At 69.9% G+C, this 20,164-nt stretch carries 13 protein-coding genes, 2 tRNA genes, 1 pseudogene and 1 riboswitch; of the genes and pseudogenes, 13 read left to right on the forward strand and 3 right to left on the reverse strand.

The window, feature by feature from the left end; all coding sequences use genetic code 11:
* Positions 1-267: 267 nt before the first annotated feature.
* From BKH32_RS04690 to BKH32_RS13190, 7 genes are all read left to right on the forward strand, one after another.
* Positions 268-1,587 carry an MFS transporter gene (locus BKH32_RS04690; RefSeq protein WP_075248862.1) on the forward strand — a complete coding sequence of 440 codons (1,320 nt, stop codon included), beginning with the start codon at positions 268-270 and terminating at the stop codon, positions 1,585-1,587.
* A gap of 236 nt (positions 1,588-1,823) precedes the next feature.
* Positions 1,824-2,495, forward strand: a complete 672-nt coding sequence (locus tag BKH32_RS04695) for a metal-dependent transcriptional regulator (RefSeq protein ID WP_075248863.1) — start codon at positions 1,824-1,826, stop codon at positions 2,493-2,495.
* A 456-nt stretch (positions 2,496-2,951) separates the two neighbouring features.
* A riboswitch (cyclic di-AMP (ydaO/yuaA leader) is annotated at positions 2,952-3,107 on the forward strand.
* Positions 3,108-3,110: 3 nt separating this feature from the next.
* Complete coding sequence (locus BKH32_RS04700) at positions 3,111-3,920, forward strand: C40 family peptidase (protein ID WP_075248864.1); 810 nt, start codon at positions 3,111-3,113, stop codon at positions 3,918-3,920.
* A 197-nt stretch (positions 3,921-4,117) separates the two neighbouring features.
* Positions 4,118-5,056 carry a universal stress protein gene (locus BKH32_RS04705; protein WP_075248865.1) on the forward strand — a complete coding sequence of 313 codons (939 nt, stop codon included), beginning with the start codon at positions 4,118-4,120 and terminating at the stop codon, positions 5,054-5,056.
* 101 nt (positions 5,057-5,157) lie between these two features.
* A tRNA-Arg gene (locus BKH32_RS04710) sits at positions 5,158-5,230 on the forward strand.
* Between the two features lie 199 nt (positions 5,231-5,429).
* Positions 5,430-9,740: a DNA helicase gene (locus tag BKH32_RS04715; protein WP_075248866.1), complete on the forward strand. Its 4,311-nt coding sequence runs from the start codon at positions 5,430-5,432 to the stop codon at positions 9,738-9,740.
* Positions 9,741-9,797: 57 nt separating this feature from the next.
* A complete protein-coding gene (locus BKH32_RS13190; RefSeq protein ID WP_256690875.1) occupies positions 9,798-10,112 on the forward strand; it encodes a hypothetical protein in 315 nt (104 codons plus the stop codon).
* Positions 10,113-10,676: 564 nt separating this feature from the next.
* Here the strand turns inward: BKH32_RS13190 and mscL are convergent.
* The 3 genes from mscL to BKH32_RS04735 all read right to left on the reverse strand — a co-directional run bounded on the left by mscL (position 10,677) and on the right by BKH32_RS04735 (position 12,969).
* Positions 10,677-11,126 carry a large conductance mechanosensitive channel protein MscL gene (gene mscL / locus BKH32_RS04725; RefSeq protein ID WP_075248868.1) on the reverse strand — a complete coding sequence of 150 codons (450 nt, stop codon included), beginning with the start codon at positions 11,124-11,126 and terminating at the stop codon, positions 10,677-10,679.
* Positions 11,127-11,228: 102 nt separating this feature from the next.
* Positions 11,229-12,014, reverse strand: a complete 786-nt coding sequence (locus tag BKH32_RS04730) for an SAF domain-containing protein (RefSeq protein ID WP_075248869.1) — start codon at positions 12,012-12,014, stop codon at positions 11,229-11,231.
* A gap of 292 nt (positions 12,015-12,306) precedes the next feature.
* Positions 12,307-12,969: a 5-formyltetrahydrofolate cyclo-ligase gene (locus tag BKH32_RS04735; RefSeq protein WP_075248883.1), complete on the reverse strand. Its 663-nt coding sequence runs from the start codon at positions 12,967-12,969 to the stop codon at positions 12,307-12,309.
* A gap of 95 nt (positions 12,970-13,064) precedes the next feature.
* Between BKH32_RS04735 and BKH32_RS04740 the strand changes: the two genes are divergently transcribed.
* From BKH32_RS04740 to BKH32_RS04770, 6 genes and pseudogenes are all read left to right on the forward strand, one after another.
* Entirely contained in the window at positions 13,065-14,276 is a 1,212-nt protein-coding gene (locus BKH32_RS04740; protein ID WP_075248870.1) for a molybdopterin molybdotransferase MoeA, read from the forward strand.
* Entirely contained in the window at positions 14,276-15,022 is a 747-nt protein-coding gene (locus BKH32_RS04745) for a GNAT family N-acetyltransferase (RefSeq protein ID WP_075248871.1), read from the forward strand. Before BKH32_RS04740 ends, BKH32_RS04745 begins: the two co-directional genes overlap by 1 nt.
* A gap of 261 nt (positions 15,023-15,283) precedes the next feature.
* Complete coding sequence (locus BKH32_RS04750; RefSeq protein WP_256690879.1) at positions 15,284-16,837, forward strand: hypothetical protein; 1,554 nt, start codon at positions 15,284-15,286, stop codon at positions 16,835-16,837.
* Positions 16,838-16,946: 109 nt separating this feature from the next.
* Positions 16,947-17,022: transfer RNA gene (locus BKH32_RS04755), tRNA-Ala, on the forward strand.
* 435 nt (positions 17,023-17,457) lie between these two features.
* Positions 17,458-18,692: pseudogene (locus BKH32_RS04765) on the forward strand (IS110 family transposase).
* Between the two features lie 260 nt (positions 18,693-18,952).
* Positions 18,953-19,906: a HamA C-terminal domain-containing protein gene (locus tag BKH32_RS04770; protein ID WP_075248874.1), complete on the forward strand. Its 954-nt coding sequence runs from the start codon at positions 18,953-18,955 to the stop codon at positions 19,904-19,906.
* Positions 19,907-20,164: the final 258 nt, after the last annotated feature.

The following is a 20,164-nucleotide window of genomic DNA, read 5'->3' on the forward strand; positions in this document are numbered from 1 at the left end:
AGCCATAGCCGTCACCGCTCACCGTTCGCGCCTCTCCAGGGACACCGTCTGCTGCCGTCATCATTTTGTGACTTTCGGGTGACTGGCACGGTGGTTTCGGTGCCTTCGGTGCCACGGAGGCAATTGGGCACGTCCAAGAGAATCGTTGGTACGCCGGGGTCTACTCTTCTCAGACGGGGCCTTCGTCGCCCGCCTCGTACCTGTCGGCACCATCCCTGATACTCGTCAACTCGCCCCACGTCGTCACCACGTCAGGACATGACCCGCATGACCTCACCGCGCCGCCCCGGCGGTGGCATCTTCGCCTCCTTGAGATTCCACAACTACCGGATCTGGTTCCTGTCCGCCCTCGTGGCCAACACCGGGACCTGGATGCAGCGCGTGGCGCAGGACTGGCTGGTGCTGCGCGTCCTCACCGACGACTCCGCCTCCGCCACCGGCCTGACAACGGCCCTTCAGTTCCTCCCCATGCTGCTGCTGTCCGCCCACGCCGGCCTCGTCGCCGACCGGGTCGACCAGCGCAAGTTCCTCATCCTCACCCAGAGCGCCATGGGCCTGGTCTCCGCGGTCCTCGCCCTCGACGTCCTGGCCGGCACCGCCCGCCTGTGGCACGTCTACCTGGCCGCCTTCCTCACCGGCGTCGCCGCCGCCTACGACGCCCCCGCCCGCCAGACCTTCGTGGCCCGGATGGTGCCCGCCGAGCACCTGTCCAACGCCGTGGGCCTCAACTCGGCCTCCTTCAACGCTGCCCGCCTCCTGGGGCCGGCCCTCGCCGGCGTCGTCATCACCTGGGTCGGCGCGGGCTGGGTCTTCGCTGTCAATGCCGCCACCTTCGTCTTCCCGGCCGTGGCGCTGGTCGCCATGCGCGTGAGCGAGTTGGTGGACATGCCCCGCGTCCACCGCGCCGCCGGCCAGCTCCGCGAGGGCCTGGCCTACCTGCGCGGACGCATCGACCTCGTCGTCATCATCGCCGTGGTTGCCGTCGTCTCCATGCTCACCCTCAACTTCCAGGTCACCATGGCCGCGATGGTGCGCACCGTCTTCCACCTGGAGTCCGACGCCTACGGCACCGTCTCCTCGGTCTTCGCCGTCGGGTCCCTCTCCGGCGCCCTGTGGGCGGCCAGGCGTCGCAACCCCCGCCCCCGCACGGTCGTGCTGGCGGCCCTCGCCCTGGGGGTGTTCACCCTCCTGCTGGCCGTCATGCCCACCTACCCGACCTTCATGGTCATGACGATCCCGGTGGGCCTGTGTGTCCTGACCCTCCTGACCAGCGCCAACCAGACCGTGCAGATGACCACCGAGCCGTCCATGCGCGGGCGGGTCCTGAGCATCTACATGATGTTCTTCCTGGGGTCGACGCCTCTCGGCTCCCCGCTCATCGGCTGGGCGGCCGACGCCTGGGGGCCGCGTATGGCGATCGCGGTCGGCGGTCTGAGCGCTGTCCTCACCGCGTTGGTGGCCGCCGCCTGGAGCTACAGGCACTGGAACCTGTCCCTGCATTACTCCTCCACCCGCCCCTTCCTCAGGGCCGCGACGAAGCCGCCGCAAGCCCCGCAGTCGCAGGCCCGTGGCGACGGAGCTGACTGACACCTGCCGCCCGACCAGGCCGCACGGGTCACCGAACGAGTAATACGTACGCTACCCGTGGCGCATCTCCGAGGCACGGGGGAGTCCTCCCCAGCCGAGGATCGGCGCGCTTTCAGGTGGTGCTGGCCCGTATCACTGAGTGCCGCCTATCCTGTCGAGGAACGCGGATCGGTGAGCGAGCCCTTCCGAAGGCATCGAATGGCCGCGGTAACCCACCTCAAGCAGGAGCCCACCCCATGACCGAGCTGATCGACACCACCGAGATGTACCTCAAGACCGTCTATGAGCTTGAGGAGGACGGCGTTCCGCCGCTGCGCGCCCGCATCGTCGAGCGTCTCGATCACTCGGGTCCCACGGTCTCCCAGACGGTGGCGCGCATGGAGCGTGACGGCCTCATCAAGGTCGCCGAGGACCGATCCCTCGAGCTCACCGATGAGGGACGCAGGCGCGCCACCGACGTGATCCGCAAGCACCGGCTCGCTGAAAGACTGCTGCTGGACGTCATCGGCCTCGAGCGCCGATTCGTCCACGAGGAGGCCTGCCGCTGGGAGCACGTCATGAGCGAGCAGGTCGAGGAGCGCCTCGCCAACATCCTCGACGACGTCTCCACCGACCCCTTCGGCAACCCCGTCCCGCCGCGGACCGCGGAGCACCCGCGGCCCTCCGCCGATGAGGTCAGTGTGGATCGCTTCGCCGGACGCGAGACCGCCACGGCCGTCATCAACCGCATCGGGGAGCCGATCCAGGCCGACGCGGAGATCATCGCCGGCCTCGAGGACGCCCAGATTGTCGCCGGAGCCGAGGTGGAGCTGCGCGTCAGTGCCGGCGGGGTGAGGCTCGTGGGGCCCTCCGGCGACCCCGTTGTCCTGGCCGACGACGTCGCCCGCCACCTCTTCGTGCAGCGCTGAGCGACGGCGTTCAGCCTGTCTGTCAGGGCCCTCAAGGGAGCCTGAAAACACCCTGTGCAGGCAGGGGATTCGAGGGGCGCTTCTCGTCTCATAGCGTGAGATATGAGGGCTTGCCGCATCGTCCTGGCGACGGCCTGCCAGCCACCCTCGCTGTGGAGTCTCATAGGTGCCGGGACAGAGGGCCTATGTCGGGATCCCAGCGAGGTGGATGCAATTTTTCCGCGGAACGTCGCGCAATTCTGGTTTCGCCTGCGAGTGTGCCGATGGACGGAGGTCCCGGGGTCAATATGGATAAAAGCGAGAAGCGCTTCGTAGTGCTTCGGCTCACAGCAGTGTGTGACACCTAGCCGTGACGAAGCGTGGGTCTGTCATGTAGCGTTCAGGTCGTTGCCGCAGACAACCGTCTCGGTGATGTCTCGGATCGGGGCTTAGTCCTGCCACTCGGTCTGAGGCTCGTGGAACCAACAACTCAAGTGGCAGGAACGGGGGAACCAACTACCGGTCGCCCAGGCGAACAGCCGAAGCGGCCTTGGGGTGAAGCCCGCAGATGCGGGCCGGACGTCTCCAGTCCGAACCCGACAGCTCACCTCGTCGGCTCAACAGGAGAAAGCATTCATGTCCTCACGCACCACCGCACGTCACCGCAAAGCCACCCGCGCCCTTACCCCACTGGATGACTTTGCTCCCACCGCGCGCCGCGGTCTGGCAGTCGCCGCTTCGTCCGGCCTCGCCCTGACCATGATCGCTTCGGGAGCCAATGCCGCCGGCCACGCCGAGGTCACCTCCTCCGGCACCGTTGAGGCTTCCGGTGTGACCCCCGGAGTCGGCGTCTTCGCCGCCAACGCCCGCGAGGCCCTGGCCGCCCGCCAGCAGGTCACCATGTCCCAGGTCAACTGGGTCACCGAGGCCGCTCCGCAGGTGGAGGCCGTCGCCCCCGCGGCTCCGCAGAAGCCCGCCGCCCCCGAGACCTCGACCTCTGAGGCCAAGGCCGAGCAGAGCACCGACAACGCCGGTGCCGCCGACCAGGGCACTGACGCCGCAGCCGCTGACACGCAGTCCGCTCAGAACACTCAGGCCTCCGCGCCGACCGGCAACGCCAACTCCTCTGTCGTGGCCATCGCCATGCAGTACGTGGGTTCCCCCTACGTGTGGGGCGCCTCCGGCCCGAACGCCTTCGACTGCTCCGGCTTCACTCAGTACGTGTACTCCCAGGTCGGTATCAACCTGCCCCGCACCTCCAGCGAGCAGGCCGCGTCCGGCACCCCGGTGTCCGCCGCTGAGGCTCAGCCCGGCGACCTCGTCACCTGGCCCGGCCACGTCGGCATCTACGCCGGTAACGGGAAGGTCATCGACGCTGGCGACGAGTCCACCGGTGTGGTCTACCGCGACATCTGGGGCTCCCCGAGCTTCGTCCGCGTCCGCTGATCCCAGACGCTGAAGTCCTCACCGTGAGGGGTGAGCGCCATCTGGCGCTCACCCCTCACGGCGTGTCGGGTCGGTTATCGGGGCGTCTCCTGGGAGCAAAATGAGGACAAGCGCCTCATGTGGTGGTTCCCACACCCCTTTTCGGGGCAGAATGTTCCTTGGGTCGCAGACCGTTATCTCGAGAAAGGGCAGATCCCATGACTGATGACAACGTCGTCCTCGTTGGAGTCGATGGTTCACCGGAGTCCCTGGCGGCAGTGGACTGGGCTGTGGCGCGTGCCGAGTGCCAGGGATGGCGCGTCCACATCCTGTGCGCCTACTCCCTGCCCTCCTTCACCACCGCCTCCCTCGACGGCGGTTACGCGGCACTCGACGACTCTGCCATCAGGTCCGGCGCCCAAGCCGTCATCGATGAGGCGGTCGAGCGCGTCAAGAAGTCCGGTGTCGCCGTCACCTCCTCCTTGGAGACCGGGGACCCTGCCGGGGTCCTCGTCGACCTCTCCGAGGAGGCGACGCTGGCCGTCGTCGGCACCCGGGGAGGCGGTGGCTTCGCCGACCGGCTCCTGGGAACCGTCTCCTCTGCCCTGCCCGCGCACAGCCACTGCCCGGCCGTCGTCGTACCCCGGCACAACGAGGGTGCCGACTACACGCCGGTGCGCCGCATCGTCGTTGGGGTCGACGGCTCCTCCTCGGCCCGCCGGGCCCTCACGTGGGCCGTGACCGAGGCGGAGGCGTGGGGCGCCGAGCTCACCGCCATCGCCGCCGTCCCGATGGCCTCCGGGGCCGGGGCGCTGGCCTGGTTGCCGGCCGCCGTCGACCGCGAGCAGGTCCTGGCCGACGTCCGCTCCGGACTCGACCGCGCCATCAACGAGGCCCTGGAGGGCCACGAGGGCGTCACGGTGCGCCGCCACGCCCTGGACGGCAACCCGGCCGAGCTCCTGGCCGAGTTCTCCACTGCCGTGGATCTCATCGTCGTCGGCTCGCGCGGACGAGGGGGCTTCTCCGGGCTCCTGCTGGGCTCCACCAGCCAGGCCGTCCTGTCTCACGCCTCGTGCCCCGTACTGGTCGCCCCCACGCACCAGGCCAAGGGGGAGCGGCGCGCCTCGCGCACCTCCACCCCGTGGGGCCGGGCCTGAGGTCCTGCCCGCCGCGGCGAGCCCACTTTCGCTCGCCGCGGCGCCACCCCGTGGCCCGAGTGGTCATGGGCGGGGCGATCCGCTGGTAGTCTTCCGCCCAGGCCCTCGTAGCTCAGGGGATAGAGCACCGCTCTCCTAAAGCGGGTGTCGTTGGTTCGAATCCAATCGGGGGCACTGACACCACCAGGTCCGCTCGGCGGGCCTCGCTGCCGGGCAGACCCGATCAGTTTCGCCCGGCGTCCCGGTACGGAGGCCGCAGGCGCACTGCGCACCGGTCGATGCCGGTCGGCGCATCCAGGCGCAGGCCCATGGGGCGTGCCACGCCGCGGTGCGTCTCCACACCCAAGGGTCGATCGGCCTATATCTTGAGCGTATGACGCCTTCGTTCTTCTCCTTCGGCCGCAAACGGCGCGATGCTGCCCTCCGGGAGGATGAACGTAAGGATGCCCGATCCTCAGCCGGCTCGGATCAAACCGCGAGCCGACGGCGTTTCGCCGCGGATCTGGGGGCCGTGGCCGCAGCGCCGAGCCAGCCCGAGCCCGCCCCCGCACCGGCGCCTCCCGCCCCCGTGCGCCCCGCACCCGCACCGCCACTGAGCGCGGCGGACGTCGAGCGGCGCGAGCGCATTGACACGGCCCTGTCCACCTGGCGCAGCCAGCTCGTGGACCTGGGGGGCGTGGCGAGCCTGGATGACATCTCCCTGCTCGACGGCGTCGTCGACCTCACCGCCGCCCATCCCTCCGGCCTGGCCCAGCTCTACGCCGGCCGCCCCACCAACCTGTCCAGCATCGTGCGCGAGCGCAACGCCCTGGGCGAGGCCCGCCAGTCCCTGCGGGAGGTCTCGGCGCGCACCGACGTCCTGGCCCGCCAGTTCGGCGTCGCGCCGGTCTACCTGGCCATCGGGGTGGCCACCTGGAACGAGACGGTTCCCGAGGGCGACGAGGAGGAGGGCCTCCACCTGGCCGACGGCGCCTCACCGGAGGCGGACCTGACCGCCCAGATCCCGCACGTCGAGCGCATCGCCGCCGAGCACGCCGCCCGCAACGCCCTGGCCGCCGCCGGCCTGACCGTCCCCGAGGCCCCCGCCGAGCCGCGAGTGCGCACCGTCAACGCCCCCGTCCTGCTGCGCCCCGTGCGCCTGACCAGCGCCACCGCGGACGCCACCCTCACCCTCGACCCCACCATCGAGGTCAACCCGGTCCTCACCCGCGCCCTGCGCCGCTACCAGTGCACCACCGACGTCGGGGACATCGCCCGCGCCGCCCTGTCCTCGGCGGGTTTCACGCCGCGCGCGGCCCTGGCCCGCATCGGTGCCCTGGGCCGGCAGTACCTGCCCGGCTTCGAGATCCACGAGCGCCTCGTCGTCGGTGCCTTCGTCCACCCCGGCCAGGCCCTGGTGGAGGACTTCGACGCCGTCCTGGAGCGCTCGCGCACCTCCGCCCTGGTCGCCGCGATCGCCGGCGACGAGGACGCCCGCGAGGCCCTCAGCGTCGAGCTGCCCCCCAACGTCCCCACCGACCGGGTCCCCGGCGCCGAGCGCGGCGTGGGTGACCTGGAGCCCGCCCAGCTCGACGTCATCGAGGCGGTGGGCACGGGGGCGAGCTTCCTCATCGACGCGCCCCCCGGCTCCGACGTCGCCGGCAGCCTGGCCGCCGTCTTCGCCGACGCCGCCGCCTCGGGACGCACCGTGCTGCACGTGCCCGCCACCAGCGCCGACGGGCACGCCGTCGCGGCCGCCCTGCGCGAGGAGGGCCTGGGATCCATGGTCCTGGACCTCACCGAGGACGCCGCCTGGCGCCAGCACGCCTCCGAGGGCATCCGCGAGAGCCTGGGCGTCCAGCCGCCCCAGCTCGACGTCGCCGGGATCATCTCCATGCGGGACCGCCTCACCTCGGTCCGCTCCCGCCTGGACCGCTACGTGCGCGCCCTGCACCGACCTCGCGAGCCCTGGTCGGTCTCCGCCTACGAGGCGCTGCAGAAGCTCGCCGAGCTCACCAGCCGTCGCGACCGGGCGACCACTCGGGCCCGCATCGACGCCGAGCACCTGGGTCGCCTCGACGAGGACGGCCGGGAGCGGGCCCTGGGCCTCCTGCGCCGCGGGCACACCCTGGGGCTGTTCACCCCGGAGGTCTCCTCCAGCGCCTGGAACGGGATCCCGGTGGAGGACATGGACGAGGCCACCGACGCGCTCGTCCATCTGCGCGCCCTGGCCAACGACCTGCTGCCCACCATTCAGGAGCACGCGGCCGTGGTCGCCCGTACCACCAGCCTGAGCCGGGCCCGCAACCTGGGCCAGTGGATCGAGCAGCTCGACATGTTCGACGGCGTGCGCGAGTCCCTGGACGTCTTCCTGCCCGAGGTCTTCGAGCGCTCCGCCGCCGACATGGTCATCGCCACCGCCTCCAAGCGCTGGCGCGACGAGCGGGGCATCCACATGGACGGCTCGCGGCGCCGGCGCTTCACGCGGCAGGCCAACGATCTGGTGCGGCCGGGCCGCGTCGTCGACGACCTGCACGCCGAGCTGGTCAAGGTCCAGCGCCGCCGCGAGGTGTGGCGCCGCCACGACCCCGACGGCGGTTGGCCCCGCCTGCCCCAGGGCCTGGACGAGATGCGGCGCACCGCCGGCCGCGCGCGCGGCGCCGTGGCCGAGGTCCAGCCGCTGCTGGGGCGCGCTCAGGACTCCCCGGTGCTTATGGAGATGCCCCTGGAGGATCTCCTGGAGCTGGCCCGCTCTCTGGCCGCCGACGACCTCACCGCCCAGAAGCTCCCCGAGGTCAACCGCATCCGCACCGAGCTCGAGGCCCTGGGGCTGAACGACTTCGTGGCCGACATGGCCGCCCGCGGCGTCGAGGCCGACCAGCTCGAGCCCGAGCTCACCTACTGCTGGTGGTCCTCCCTGCTGGCGCAGACCCTCGCCGCCGACCCCGACCTCGGCGGTCTCGACGCGCGCGCCCTGTCCCAGATGGCCGTCTCGCTGCGTGAGCTCGACGCCGCCCACACGCGCTCCCTGTCCGGTCCCGTGGCCCAGGCCTGCGCCCGGCGGGTGCGGGCCGCCGTCGAGCAGGACAAGGCCGACGCCCGCGCCCTGTACATCGCCCTGGCCCGCGAGGACGGCGTCCCGCTGCGGGAGATCATCGACGCCCACCCCATGGCCCTGCTGGCCCGGCCGATCTGGATCGTCCCGCCCACGCTCGTGCCCCAGATCTTCTCGCCCACAGCGGTGGTGGACCTGGCCGTGCTGGACGCCTCCACGCCCATGCCGGTCCCGCAGGTGCTGCCCGCCTTCGTGCGCGCCGAGCAGGTGCTCGTTGTCGGCGACTCCCGGCGCGCCACGACAGGCCTGGCCGCCGAGCTCGGCCCGCTCCTGCCCTCGCGTACCCTGCCGACGGCCCGCAACAGCCTCGACGCAGGCATCGCCTCCTTCCTGGCGGCCAACGGCTACGAGGGGGTCGTCGAGGCCGTGCCCTCCCCGCCGGGGGACACCTCCCTGACCCTGGAGCTCGTGGACGGGCGGGGCATGCCGGCGCCCGGGCAGACCGCGGTCGAGACGGTGGAGGCCGAGGTCTCCCGCGTCGTCGACATGGTCATCGACCGGGCCCTGACCCGGCCCGAGGACTCCCTGGCCGTCATCGCCCTCAACCGCCTGCATGCCGACGCCCTGCGCTCGGCCATCACCCGGGCGGCAGCCGGCGCCCCCGCGCTGGAGGAGTTCTTCGCCCCCGGGGCGGCAGAGCCCTTCACCGTCGTCGAGCTGGCCGAGGCCCGCGCCCTGCAGCGCGACCACATCATCATCTCGGTGGGCTACGCCAAGACCCCGCACGGGCGCACCATCCACAACTTCGGGCCCGTCTCGGACCACAGCGGCATGGTGGGGCTCGTCGAGGCCCTGTGCGCCTCGCGGGGCAGCACCCAGGTGGTCTCCTGCCTGGCGGCCGCAGACATCGACCGCGACCGTCTGCGCGCCCCGGGGGCCCGCCTGCTGCGCGAGGTCCTGGCCCGGGCTGAGGACTCCTCTCAGTCCGGCAACTCCGCCGGCAAGGTGCCCGATCGGCTCCTGGTGGACCTGGCCGAGCACCTGTGGCGCAAGGGCCTGTCGGTGGTCCCCCGCTACGGGACCGACGGCGGCGTGCGCATCCCGCTGGCCATCGGCCACCCCGACTACCCCGACGAGCTGCTCGTGGCGGTCCTGACCGACGACGTCGACTACGTCTCCGAGCCCAGCCTGCGCCGGCGCGACCGGCACCGCGTCGAACGCCTCGAGCGGCGCGGGTGGCGGGTCCACATGGCCTTCTCCGCCGGGGTGTTCGTGGACCCGGAGGCCGAGGCGAAGGCCGTTGAGGACCTCGTTCTGGCCGTCCTGGTGGAGCGCCAGGGCGAGGCCGCCCCGGCCATGGAGGCCGTGCCCGACCGGGTCGACGACGCGGTGCGCGCCGTCCCCGAGGCACCCGAGCCCGAGGCCGTCGAGGCCCATGAGCGCACCGAGCGTCCCCGCATCGCCCAGGGGCTGCCGCTGCAGGCCTACTCCGACGACCAGCTCGATGACCTCATGGCCTGGATCCGCTCCGACGGCGTGGGGCGCTCCGAGGCCGGGGAGGTCGAGGAGTTGAGGTCCGCACTGGCTCTGCGCCGCCGCGGCTCGGGGATCGACGCCGTCCTGGCCAATGCCGTGCGGCGCACCCGCTGAGCCGCCCGAGCGGTGCTGGACGACGCAGTGAATGACCGTGTTGCCATGAATGATGCCGTGAGTGACAGCGTGAACGATGCCGCAGTGACCGGTGGATCGGGCGGGGCACGGGCCTCGGATGCGGAACCCGCCGCAGACGGCGGCGCGACGCCTGAGCGGGGGAGCACGCGGCGTCGTCGTCGAGTCGTGGCCCTCTCGCCCCGGGACCAGGTGCGTGTGGCTCGTGGTCAGAGCCCGGAGGACCTGGCGAGGGCCGACTACGAGCACGACGCCCTCAGCGGCCCCGCAGAGGGACTCGACGCCCCCGCTCCCGGTGGCATCGGCTCCAACGACGCCCGCCTCCGACGCGACGTCCCCCCGCACTGGGGCTGATCGTCCTAGAGGCGAGGATAGGGCCGACTTCGTGGTGCCTTGGTGGCGAAGCCTGCCGCGTAAGCCGCTGTCGCGTTCGTACCTTATGGCGCGCGGTCGAGGGTTAAGGGTACGACCGCGCGACCTACCCTACGAACACGAGGTGCTCGCTCAATGGGGAGCTCGGAGGCCGGGATTCAACGTCGGCTTCGAGCCTGGACCCCTTGCTGCCTCGAGTCGGCCTACTGCACGAGGATCGGGATCCACTGGCCAAGGGGTGTGCGTACTGCACGAAGACCCACCTACCTGCAGTATCCCCGACCCTCCTCCAGCAGCACCCCACCCTCGTGCAGTACACGCAGAACGCCACCGAAGTATCGATGAACGACCACGTCCGCCCGGGCTGAGGTGAGCAAGCGATCTCAGGAATGTGCGTCCGGCCTCTGCCCCGGATGTCGTGAAACCCGAAAGCTCCAGCAATCATGAGCAGCACATGACGCTGCGGCGCGGGAAAGCGGAAGGCCCCGCCGATCATGAGGATCGGCGGGGCCTTCCGGTGAGGCGATGATCAGATCGCTGCGGGACTCACTGCTTGGCGGCGTTGGCCGAGAGCAGGTCGCGGATCTCGGTGAGCAGCTCGACGTCGGTGACCTCCTTGGCCTCCTCCTCGGCCTTCTGCTTGGCCATGCGCTCCTTGACCTTGTTCATCGGCAGGACAATGGCGAAGTAGACGGCGACGCCGATGAGGAAGAAGTTGATCACCGTGGTGACGATCGTACCGGGCATCACGAAGCCGTCAGGGTTGTCGGCGAGCTCCTTGGCAGTGGCCATGTGGAAGGTGTAGCTGCCGTCCTGGTACAGGGAGAACGCTCCCAGCGAGTCGAAGTTCGGCTGGCCAATGAGCTGGCCAATGATGGTCATGATGACCTTGGTGATGGAGTCGACGATCGGCTTGAACGCGCCACCGATGATGACGGCGACGGCGAGCTCGAGGGCGTTGCCCTGCGCAATGAACTCCTTGAATCCCTTAATCATGGCGTTCCTTTCTAGCGGCGCGGGCAGACGTCTGCCGGGGGTGCGCCATCGGGGGCTGGAAGTGAGAGCGTCTAATCATTCGCGTAAGACGCTGCAGCGGCATTACGGGCTCAGCGCAATGCCGAGCGTGCTATTCGTGGCTGCGCCAACTACCAGAATAGCGCTACTTGCGGGAATTACTAGTGTGATAAGTGTTACTTTCTTGTTTCCTGTCCATTGTCCACCCTCTCCGGCCTGCTGAATCATCACTACTCTCGCTCCGGAACAGAGGACTGTACTGTGTGTTCCAGAAGGTGCAGCAGGTATTCCTTGGGAAATGCTCTGAGAAGACTCTTGAAATCCTGGTGATCCCTGATCGGTCGGTGAAGAAGGAGTGTCGGGGTTTCCCGAGGGACTCGTTGTCGAGCTGTTCTCCGGGTCTTTCGGCGTGGTGGGGGCCTCGGGTTGCTCTCCGGGATTCTGGGCCGTTCCGCCTTGAGGTGCGCCGGCCTGCCCCAGCGGTGCCCAGCCTTCGGGAGCCGACCCGATGACGTCCACCCGTGCGCCGGGGCGGGCCAGCTCGGCTCCGACGTCGATGCGCACCTGGACCAGCCGCTCGTCGTCTCCCAGCTGCTGGGCCAGGGAGCCGCTGGTCATCGAGGCCGTCAGCACCGTGCCCTTCTCCAGGGAGATCGCGGCCCGGCTCCCCATCGCCTGACCCGTGGAGGTCAACGGGGACTGGGGGAGTGCGCCGGCCGGAAGTGTACTGATCGAGACGTCCTGCTCGGTGAGGATCGCCCCGGCACTGATCGAGCGCGAGGTGACAACAACCTGCTGCCCGCGTTCGGGGCCGGGGCGCAGCACGCTGAGGGCCACCAGGACCGCGGTTCCCAGGCAGAGGGCCACCACCAGGTGGCGATGTCTCCACAGCAGGAGTGACGGACGACGCCCGGCCCGCCCGGCCCGCCTGCCCCGACGGGCCGGGCGGGAGCCGGACGCTGCGGAGCGCGGCGACCCTCCGCGGGGAGCCTGGGGCTCCCGCGAGGTGCTGAGAGCGGGGCGGCGGGGCAGTCCATGGCGAGGTCTCATGCCACCAGGGTCGGCGGCCGGCGGCGTCCTGGCACGCCTGCTCCGCGGTGCTGTGGACAGGGGTCGCCTCCGGTGAGCCTGTGGCCCCCGGAGGCCTGCGGCGTCGGCGGGCTCAGGACTCCGGCGACATGGCGTGCGCCGGCGATCCGGCGGCCAGCAGGAACCACTCCTGGGCCGTGATGACGGCGTCCACGGGCTCGTCGTGCTCCTCCCTCGGCAGCGGTCCGGGCACCAGCTCCTCGGGGTGGAGGATGGCGAAGGTGTGGGCCTCAGGGGAGCGCAGTGGCAGCATCCGGTCGTACCAGCCGCCCCCCTGTCCCAGGCGGCGTCCGGCGCTGTCCACGGCCAGTGCCGGAATGATGAGGGCGTCGACCTGGCCGACCGCGTCGGCCGGCAGGGTGGGGCCACTGGGCTCCGGTGGGCGCCTCGGTGCCCGCTCCGCCAGGTCCTCACTTCCCTGGAACAGTCCCCAGCAGCGCGCCAGGCGGGGTCCGAGCATCGGCAGCAGGACCTGGACGCCGCCCTCGTGAAGCCGCTCCAGCAGCAGCCGGGTGCAGGGCTCTGCTCCCACCGACACGAAGGCGGCCACCTTCTGCGCGCCGGCCACCGCCTCCAGGGCGTGCTCGGTCAGCGCCTCGCAGTCCGCCGTGTGTCCCTGGGGCGGGTGGTGGTGATGGGCGCGGCGGTGCGCCCGCAGTACCTTGCGCAGCTCGTCCTTGGCGTCGTCGAGCTCGAGTCGGCTCGTGTCGGGAAGGTCCAGCGCGCCGGTCGTCATGAGGTCATCCTCGCAGGTGATGACGCTTCGCGCCTGAACCGTTCGTCCCGGCGGGGCACAGCGCATGTCGTCAACCTGACGGTAACCTGAGTGCCATGAGAACAGTGGCCGAGCACCTGGCCGCCTGCCTGGAGATCGCCCAGGCGGCAGCGCCCCTCGACGTGGTCCTGCCCGACGCCGTCGGATGCGTCCTGGCCCAGGACGTCGTCGCCGGAATCGACCTGCCCGCCGTGGATCTGGCCGGGCAGGACGGCTATGCGGTCATCGCCAAGGACGTCGCCGAGGCCGACCGCAACAACCCGCTCGTGCTCGACGTCGTCGACGCGGTGCGCGCCGGCGACATGCGCCCCTGCCACCTCGTCTCCGGGGCCGCCGTCCTCATCGACTCCGGGGCCCCCATGCCGCTGGGCGCCGACGCCGTCATCCCCTGGGCCGACACCGACCGCGGCGAGTCCCGGGTCACCATCCACCGCTCCGTCGCGGCCGGCGACAGCGTCCGACGCCGCGCCGAGGACGTGAAGTCGGGGACCACCGTCCTCAAACAGGGATCGCGCATCAGCGCCCGCCATGTGGCCCTCCTGGCCGGCCTCGGGCTGCACCGGGTGCGCGTGCGCCCCGCCCCGCGCGTCGTCGTGGTCTCCATCGGGGACGAGCTGGTCGAGCCCGGCCAGTCCCGGGAGGCCGGGGACGTCTTCGACGCCAACGGCCACGCCCTGGCCTGCGCGGTCACCGACGCCGGCGGCCAGGCCTTCCGGGTGGCCGCCGTCCCCGACGAGCTGCGAGCCCTGGCCGACACCATCGAGGACCAGCTGGTGCGCGCCGACGTCCTCATCACCACCGGAGGCCTGAGCGTCGGGCAGGGGGACACCGTCAAGGAGGTCCTGGCTCCCCTGGGCTCGGTGCGCTTCGACGCCGTCGCCATGTCCCCGGGCCGCCAGCTCGGCGTCGGCACGGTCGAGGGCACCCCGATCTTCTGCCTGCCCGGAGACCCGGTCAGCGCCCAGATCGCCTTCGAGACCTTCGTGCGCCCTGTCCTGCGCCAGATCGCCGGGCGCACCTCCCTGCACCGCTCCAGCCTGCCGGCCGCTATCTCCGAGGGCTGGCACTCCCCGAGCGGCAAGCGGGAGTTCGTCCCGGTGCGCGTCAGCGGCTCGCCCTCCCGCGGATACCGCGCCGAGCCGACGACGACGCCGGGCACGTTCCGGCTGTACGGCCTGTCCGAGGCCAACGCCATCGCCGTCGTCCCTGAGGACACGAGCACCGTGGTGGCCGGCGACACCCTCCACTGCCTCCTGCTGGACGCCTGATGTCCGACTCGGCCCCGACGACGCCCGCCGGCTCCCGTGGCGGGGGACTGCGGCGGGCCATCGCCGGCCTGCTGCTCGGGGCCGGGACGCCGGCGCGCTTCACCTGGCCGGTGCGCCTCGAGCCCGAAACGGCCCACGCCGGGCCGGTGCCAGGTGGCTCGCAGACTCCCGGACGCCCCTCAGTCATCGTGCGCGAGCTGCGGGCTGAGGACGAGGCGCCCTGGAAGGAGCTGCGGCTGGCGGAGAACGACCGACTCGCCCCCTGGGAGGCCACCCTGCCGACCGGCGGCGGGGAGGCGCTGAGCACCTTCCCCGTCTTCCTGCGCCGCCAGACGCGCCGGGCCAGGCTCGCCGAGGCGATGCCCCTCGTCGTCGAGGTCGACGGCGCCTTCGCCGGACAGATCGCTGTCGACCCGATCACCTGGGGCGCCACGCGCAGCGCCCAGGTCGGTTACTGGATCGGCTCGGCCTGGCAGGGGAGGGGGATCATGCGCCTGGCGGTGGCCCTCGTCCTGGACCACCTGCTGGGGCCGGTGGGGCTGCACCGCGTGGAGATCAACGTGCGCCCCGACAATGAGCGGAGTCTGGCGCTGTGCCGCGGCCTCGGGCTGCGCGAGGAGGGGCTGCGACGCGGCTACATGCACATCAACGGCGCCTGGGCCGACCACGTCTCCTTCGCGGCCGTTGCCGAGGAGGTCCACGGGCCCGATGGCGCCGGTTTTGAGCAGCGTCTGGCGCGTGAGTGACGGTTTTTCACGGCGTGCGCGCCGGTGGGGACGGAGCGCACGCGGGGTGTGCGGAGTGCGAGGGGTGTGCCGACGGCGCGTTCGGGTTGGCTGTCGGCCGGGCGGTCACGGCGTGCTCAACGAGACGGAAGAAACGTATGTGACTCATGTGGTGACCGGGGTGTCATGCTGACAGTGTGACGTCGTGAATCCCAGGTATTTCGAAGGAAAGTCGGAGTGTTCCTGCGCGGGGAGGAGGGTGGGCGCGCTTACGGTTGCTGTGTGGGAATCGAGATCTGGGCAGTCATCGCCCTCATCACGGTTCTCTCCGTGTACCTCCTTCCGCTTTTAGTGGGGCGCCGCGAGATGACTCGCCGCTCCAACGTCCAGGACCGCTACTCGGCTGAGCTGCGGGTCCTGGCCACGGGTGCGGCCGCCGTCGAACGCGACGACACCTGCGCGAACAGTGGGCATGCGGAGCTCTTTCGACGTCGACCGGAGGTGAGGGTGATGAACAGGCCCGCCGTGAGGAATGTGCGCGCCCTGCGCACCGAGCGCGAGCTCGACCGTGCCCGCCAGGTTCACGCCCAGGGGCGTGAGCGCCGTCGGGTCGCCGCCTCGCACCGCGGGATCGTCGCCGGCGTCCTGCTCGGAGTCTCGCTCGGCGCCTGGGTGCTGGGCCTCGTCACGGCGCTGCCGTGGTGGCCCGCCCTGCTGCCCACCGCCCTGCTGGGAGCCTCGATGGTGGCCGGACGTCGGGCCGCTCTGGCCTCGGCCGCGGCGGACCGCCGTGAGCGCCGCCGCATCGCCGAGCTCGAGCAGACCCTGGTGACCCTGACCGGCCGGCGCTCATCGGCCTCGGTCGTGGCCGCGCCCCGCTCCGTCGTCGGCTCTCGTAGCGCCTCCAGCGGTGCGGTCAGTGCCAGTGCGGCCTCGCCCGCTGTGTCCGTCGAGGCCGCCGGTGACTCCGGCGTACAGGACTCCTTCATCGAGCGCCTCGCCCGCGAGGGTGCTCGGCGGCCGGTCGCGGGCTCTGCGTCCGCCGAGTCCGCGGTGTCTGCTGAGACCGCCGCCGGCAGCCCCGCCGAGGCGACCGACACCGCTGCTGTCCGTCCCTCCCGAGCCGCCGACTCCGAGGAGGAGCGCCTGGCCAGGCTCGACGCCGACCTGGATGACGAGACCGCCGCAGCGGTGGCCGCCGAGCGTGAGGCGACCCGCCGCGCCTCGGTCTACGTGCCCTCCCGCCATGCCGGCAGGGTCTCCCGGGACATGGGTGTGCGCGAGGCGGTCTCCCGCGACGGGGACGAGGAGAGCTCGCCGCGCACCAAGGACTTCGTGGCCTCCCTGCCGGCCTCGACCTCCCGCCGCCTGTCCGGTTGGGGCAAGCTCTTCGCCGAGGCGACCGCCATTGAGCAGGAGGTGCAGGAACAGGGGGCTGCTGCCTCGTCCCCGCAGGCCGCCGCTGAGCCGGCCCGGCGCACTGCCGACTCCGCTCCCCAGACTGCCTCCGAGCCGGCCCGCCCGGCCGCCCGCCCCCAGACCCCCGCTGCCCCGGCTGAGGCGGAGGGTGTCGTCAAGGAGGAGGCGACGACGTCGACCCCGCCTCAGGGCTGGCGCCCGGTCCACGTGCCCGCCCCGACCTACACGCTGGCGGCCAGGGCGCCCCGGCGCTCCTACGCCGACCCGGTGGTCGACCCGGGCGTCTGCGCGCCGGTGCCCGCGCGCCCGCAGTCGGCCCGCGCCTACATCCCGGCTCCCGTGGAGGACGAGGAGGAGCTCTTCCACCCCATCGACCTCGACGCGATCCTCGAGGGGCGGCACGCAGCCGGCGAGTAGTCCCGGGCTCCCGAGGCACGGCGCCGGGAGGTGATGGCACGGTGGGCGGGCTCACCGCCACCGAACTTGCCAGGACTCCCGGCGGCGATGCTAGGATCAGTCCGCACTTGGGGCTATGGCGCAGTTGGTAGCGCGTCTCGTTCGCAATGAGAAGGTCGGGGGTTCGAATCCCCCTAGCTCCACCACCTCAGGGGTCTTCCCCGCCAGCAAGATGGCGGGGCAGACCCCTTCTGCCTCCCGCGTGAGATCAGAGATGCCGAGTTGGCCGCTGTCGATAACCCGACGCCGTCCCGGTGTGGAACCGCCACTACAGCTACCATCGACCCCACACCGCCTGCCGCAACCAGCCTCCCGCCACCCGTCCCAGCACACGTCGCCAGCGTCATGACCTCGTGCAGCTAGAGCAATCCCGTTACCTTGTTGGTGGTCCCGGGTGGTCCGGGGCCGGGCCAGTTGCTGCGGGCATGATGTCTTGCCCCTGTCCGTAGATGATCCGGGGGGTGTTGTCACCCGCAGCAGCCGGACGCTGGTGACCGCTGATAAGGGGAACGACCCACCGCGTGTGAGGTCTTTCGTAACGTGGGTGCGGAACCGGTCGTCCACCTGCTGGCCCTGCACCCATGCAGCGAGAGGTGGCAGGAGAGATGGATATCGAGGACATCGAGGTCTTCATCGGCATCGACGTCGGCAAGACGGATCACTGGGCCACGGCCCTGAGCCGGGACGGGCGGAAGGTCTTTGACAAGCCCCTTCCCAACGACGAAGCACGTCTGCGTTCCCTTTACGGCAAGCTGGCCGACCACGGGAACCTGCTGGTGGTAGTAGACCAGCCCGCCACCATCGGGGCCCTGGCGGTGGCGGTGGCCCAGGACATGGGCATCACCGTGGGCTACCTGCCCGGACTGTCGATGCGCCGCATCGCCGACCTGACGCCGGGCAGCGCCAAGACCGACGCGAAGGACGCGGCCGTCATCGCTGGCGCTGCCAGGAGCATGCCCCACACCCTGAGAGCCATCAACGCCTCGGACGAGGACGCGGCCGCCTTGTCGATGCTCACGGGATTCGACCTGGACCTGGCCCGCCAGGTCAACCAGACCGCCAACCGGATCCGGGGCCTGTACACCCAGATCCACCCCACCCTCGAGCGGGTGCTGGGGCCCTGGCTGGAGCACGACGCCGTCCTGGAGGTCATCGCCGCCTGGCCCACCCCAGCCGACCTGAAGCGCGCAGGCAGGACAAGGATTGACGCCAGGCTCAAGAAGCACGGGTGCAGGCGGCATGCCGCCTGGGCGGGCCAGATCGTCTCGGCCCTGAAGCACCAGACCGTGGTGGTCGCCGGCACCGACGCCGCCGCAGTGGTGCTGCCCCACCTGGCCAGGCAGCTCATCGCCCTGCACTCCCAGCGGGCCGATGTCGCCGCCCAGGTCGAGACCCTGGTGCAGGCCCACCCTCTTTACCAGGTCCTGACCTCCATGCCCGGGATCGGGGTCAGGACCGCAGCCGTCTTCCTGGCCGAGACCCTGGGCAAGACCTTCGACACCGGCGCCCAGCTGGCCTCCTACGCCGGGCTCGCTCCCGTCACACGCCGCTCCGGCTCATCGATCCGTGGTGAGCACGTCTCCCACGGCGGCAACAAGAGGCTCAAGCGCGCCATGTTCCTGTCCGCCTTCGCCTCCCTGCGCTCCGACCCCGTCTCCCGGGCCTACTACCAGCGCAAACGAGACCAAGGCAAACCGCCTTGGGCCAGGCCGTTCTCGCCCTGGCCCACCGCCGCATCCTGACCCTGCACGCCATGATCCGAGATGGAGCCCTCTACGACCCACAACCAGCCACGAAACTACCCGCCGCCGCTTGACACACCACATAGGGGCACCCCCCCCCGATTGCGCGCGACGGCACCCGAACTACGGCTCCTTAGCACATGACTGTCGGCGTCGCCGTGTCGTGATGTATCGGCCATGGCAATACGGCAAGATGGGTGACATGACAATCTCACCCGGGTCGTCGGTCCATCGACCCTCAACTGAGGAGGTCGATGATGAACCAACGTGAGTCGTGGAGCGAAGGTGTGCGGGTCGTTGGGTCGTCCATCCCGAGCAGGATCGGCTGGACCGCATGACTTGCGAGGGGGCTCAGCCTGCTGCTGACGGACAGGTGCCGTTGATCGAAGCGGTTCGACAGCTCGTGCGGGGTGGCTGGGACGAAGTAGAGAGTTCGTTAGTCATTTACGGCGAACCGATCTCTGTTGAAGGCACGCGTTCGATCGTCCGCTGCCACTTTCTCCGAAGTGACCCCTTGGGGACCCCTCGCCTCAAGACGCTAGCGAAGCAGCTCGCAAATCAGATCGTCAACTATTGCATCCCTCGGAAGGAAATCGAGAAGATTAGGAAGTTGTCTCTAGATAGGCAGATTCCGGAGATTACTCGCCTCGCCAACGACGCGGCGCGTCTGTTCACTCAGACCCAGGTCAAGACAGGGGAGGGTGCAGAGCTCCTTCTATATGTGTTGCTTGAGAAAGAGCTCCAGATACCGCAGATCCTTAGCAAGATGTCTCTAAAGACGAATAACGAGGTGCAGTACCACGGCGCTGACGGAGTGCACGCAAAGCTCCTTGATAACGGAGATCTAGCTGTTTATTGGGGTGAAGCAAAGCTCTATGAGTCGGTTGCCAAAGCGATGACGGATTGCATGAGCAGTATCGCGCCGTATCTGTCTGGTGTCGCTCACGAGCGGGACGTTTTCCTGATCAGGCACTACGTCGACGCTGGAAATGCGGAAGTGACGGCCCGGCTCCTCGAGTACTTTGATGATAGTTCAACCCTTTCTGCGAATGTCGAGATGCGTGGAGCCTGTCTTATTGGGTTCGTACATGAGAACTATCCAAGTCTTCCTCGCGAAGAAGAGTCTGTGAAAGGTGAACTGGATGAAGTCTTAAGTGGCTGGGTGAGATCCACAAAGAACCGTCTTGAGAATCGTTCCCTGACTAAACACGCAATCGAGGTATTCTTCCTTCCGATGCCGTCTGTTGAGGAATTTCGAAAGGCAGTCAAGGCTGAGCTTAGGATATGAGGTTAAGTTGTGAGTCAATTGTCTGACCGGGTGCTCTCCCTTAGTCGGTTTCGAGCTGGCCTCGAGGAAATAGCGGTCAGTTCGGTACGGGCGGATGTGCCTTTGTTGGGTGATTCCGCTTCTCCTGCACGCGAGCCCGACTGGGCTTTTCTCTTGGCATGTGCGAGTGCGCTAACTCCGGAGTCGAATGAGGGTGCGCAGGAGGCTGTGCTGCGTGTTGCGCAAGGTTGTCTGCGGTCGAGTCAAAGTACCGATGAG

Source organism: Actinomyces oris (genome assembly GCF_001929375.1).
In the GTDB taxonomy this organism is placed as follows: Bacteria; Actinomycetota; Actinomycetes; order Actinomycetales; family Actinomycetaceae; genus Actinomyces; species Actinomyces oris_B.

Coding starts and splice junctions, on each gene's coding strand:
- mscL (WP_075248868.1), bottom strand. CDS start 11,126: ATGATTAAGGGATTCAAGGAGTTCATTGCGCAGGGCAACGCCCTCGAG.
- BKH32_RS04695 (WP_075248863.1), top strand. CDS start 1,824: ATGACCGAGCTGATCGACACCACCGAGATGTACCTCAAGACCGTCTAT.
- BKH32_RS04740 (WP_075248870.1), top strand. CDS start 13,065: ATGAGAACAGTGGCCGAGCACCTGGCCGCCTGCCTGGAGATCGCCCAG.
- BKH32_RS04770 (WP_075248874.1), top strand. CDS start 18,953: ATGACTTGCGAGGGGGCTCAGCCTGCTGCTGACGGACAGGTGCCGTTG.
- BKH32_RS04700 (WP_075248864.1), top strand. CDS start 3,111: ATGTCCTCACGCACCACCGCACGTCACCGCAAAGCCACCCGCGCCCTT.
- BKH32_RS04735 (WP_075248883.1), bottom strand. CDS start 12,969: ATGACGACCGGCGCGCTGGACCTTCCCGACACGAGCCGACTCGAGCTC.
- BKH32_RS04690 (WP_075248862.1), top strand. CDS start 268: ATGACCTCACCGCGCCGCCCCGGCGGTGGCATCTTCGCCTCCTTGAGA.
- BKH32_RS04745 (WP_075248871.1), top strand. CDS start 14,276: ATGTCCGACTCGGCCCCGACGACGCCCGCCGGCTCCCGTGGCGGGGGA.
- BKH32_RS04705 (WP_075248865.1), top strand. CDS start 4,118: ATGACTGATGACAACGTCGTCCTCGTTGGAGTCGATGGTTCACCGGAG.
- BKH32_RS04715 (WP_075248866.1), top strand. CDS start 5,430: ATGACGCCTTCGTTCTTCTCCTTCGGCCGCAAACGGCGCGATGCTGCC.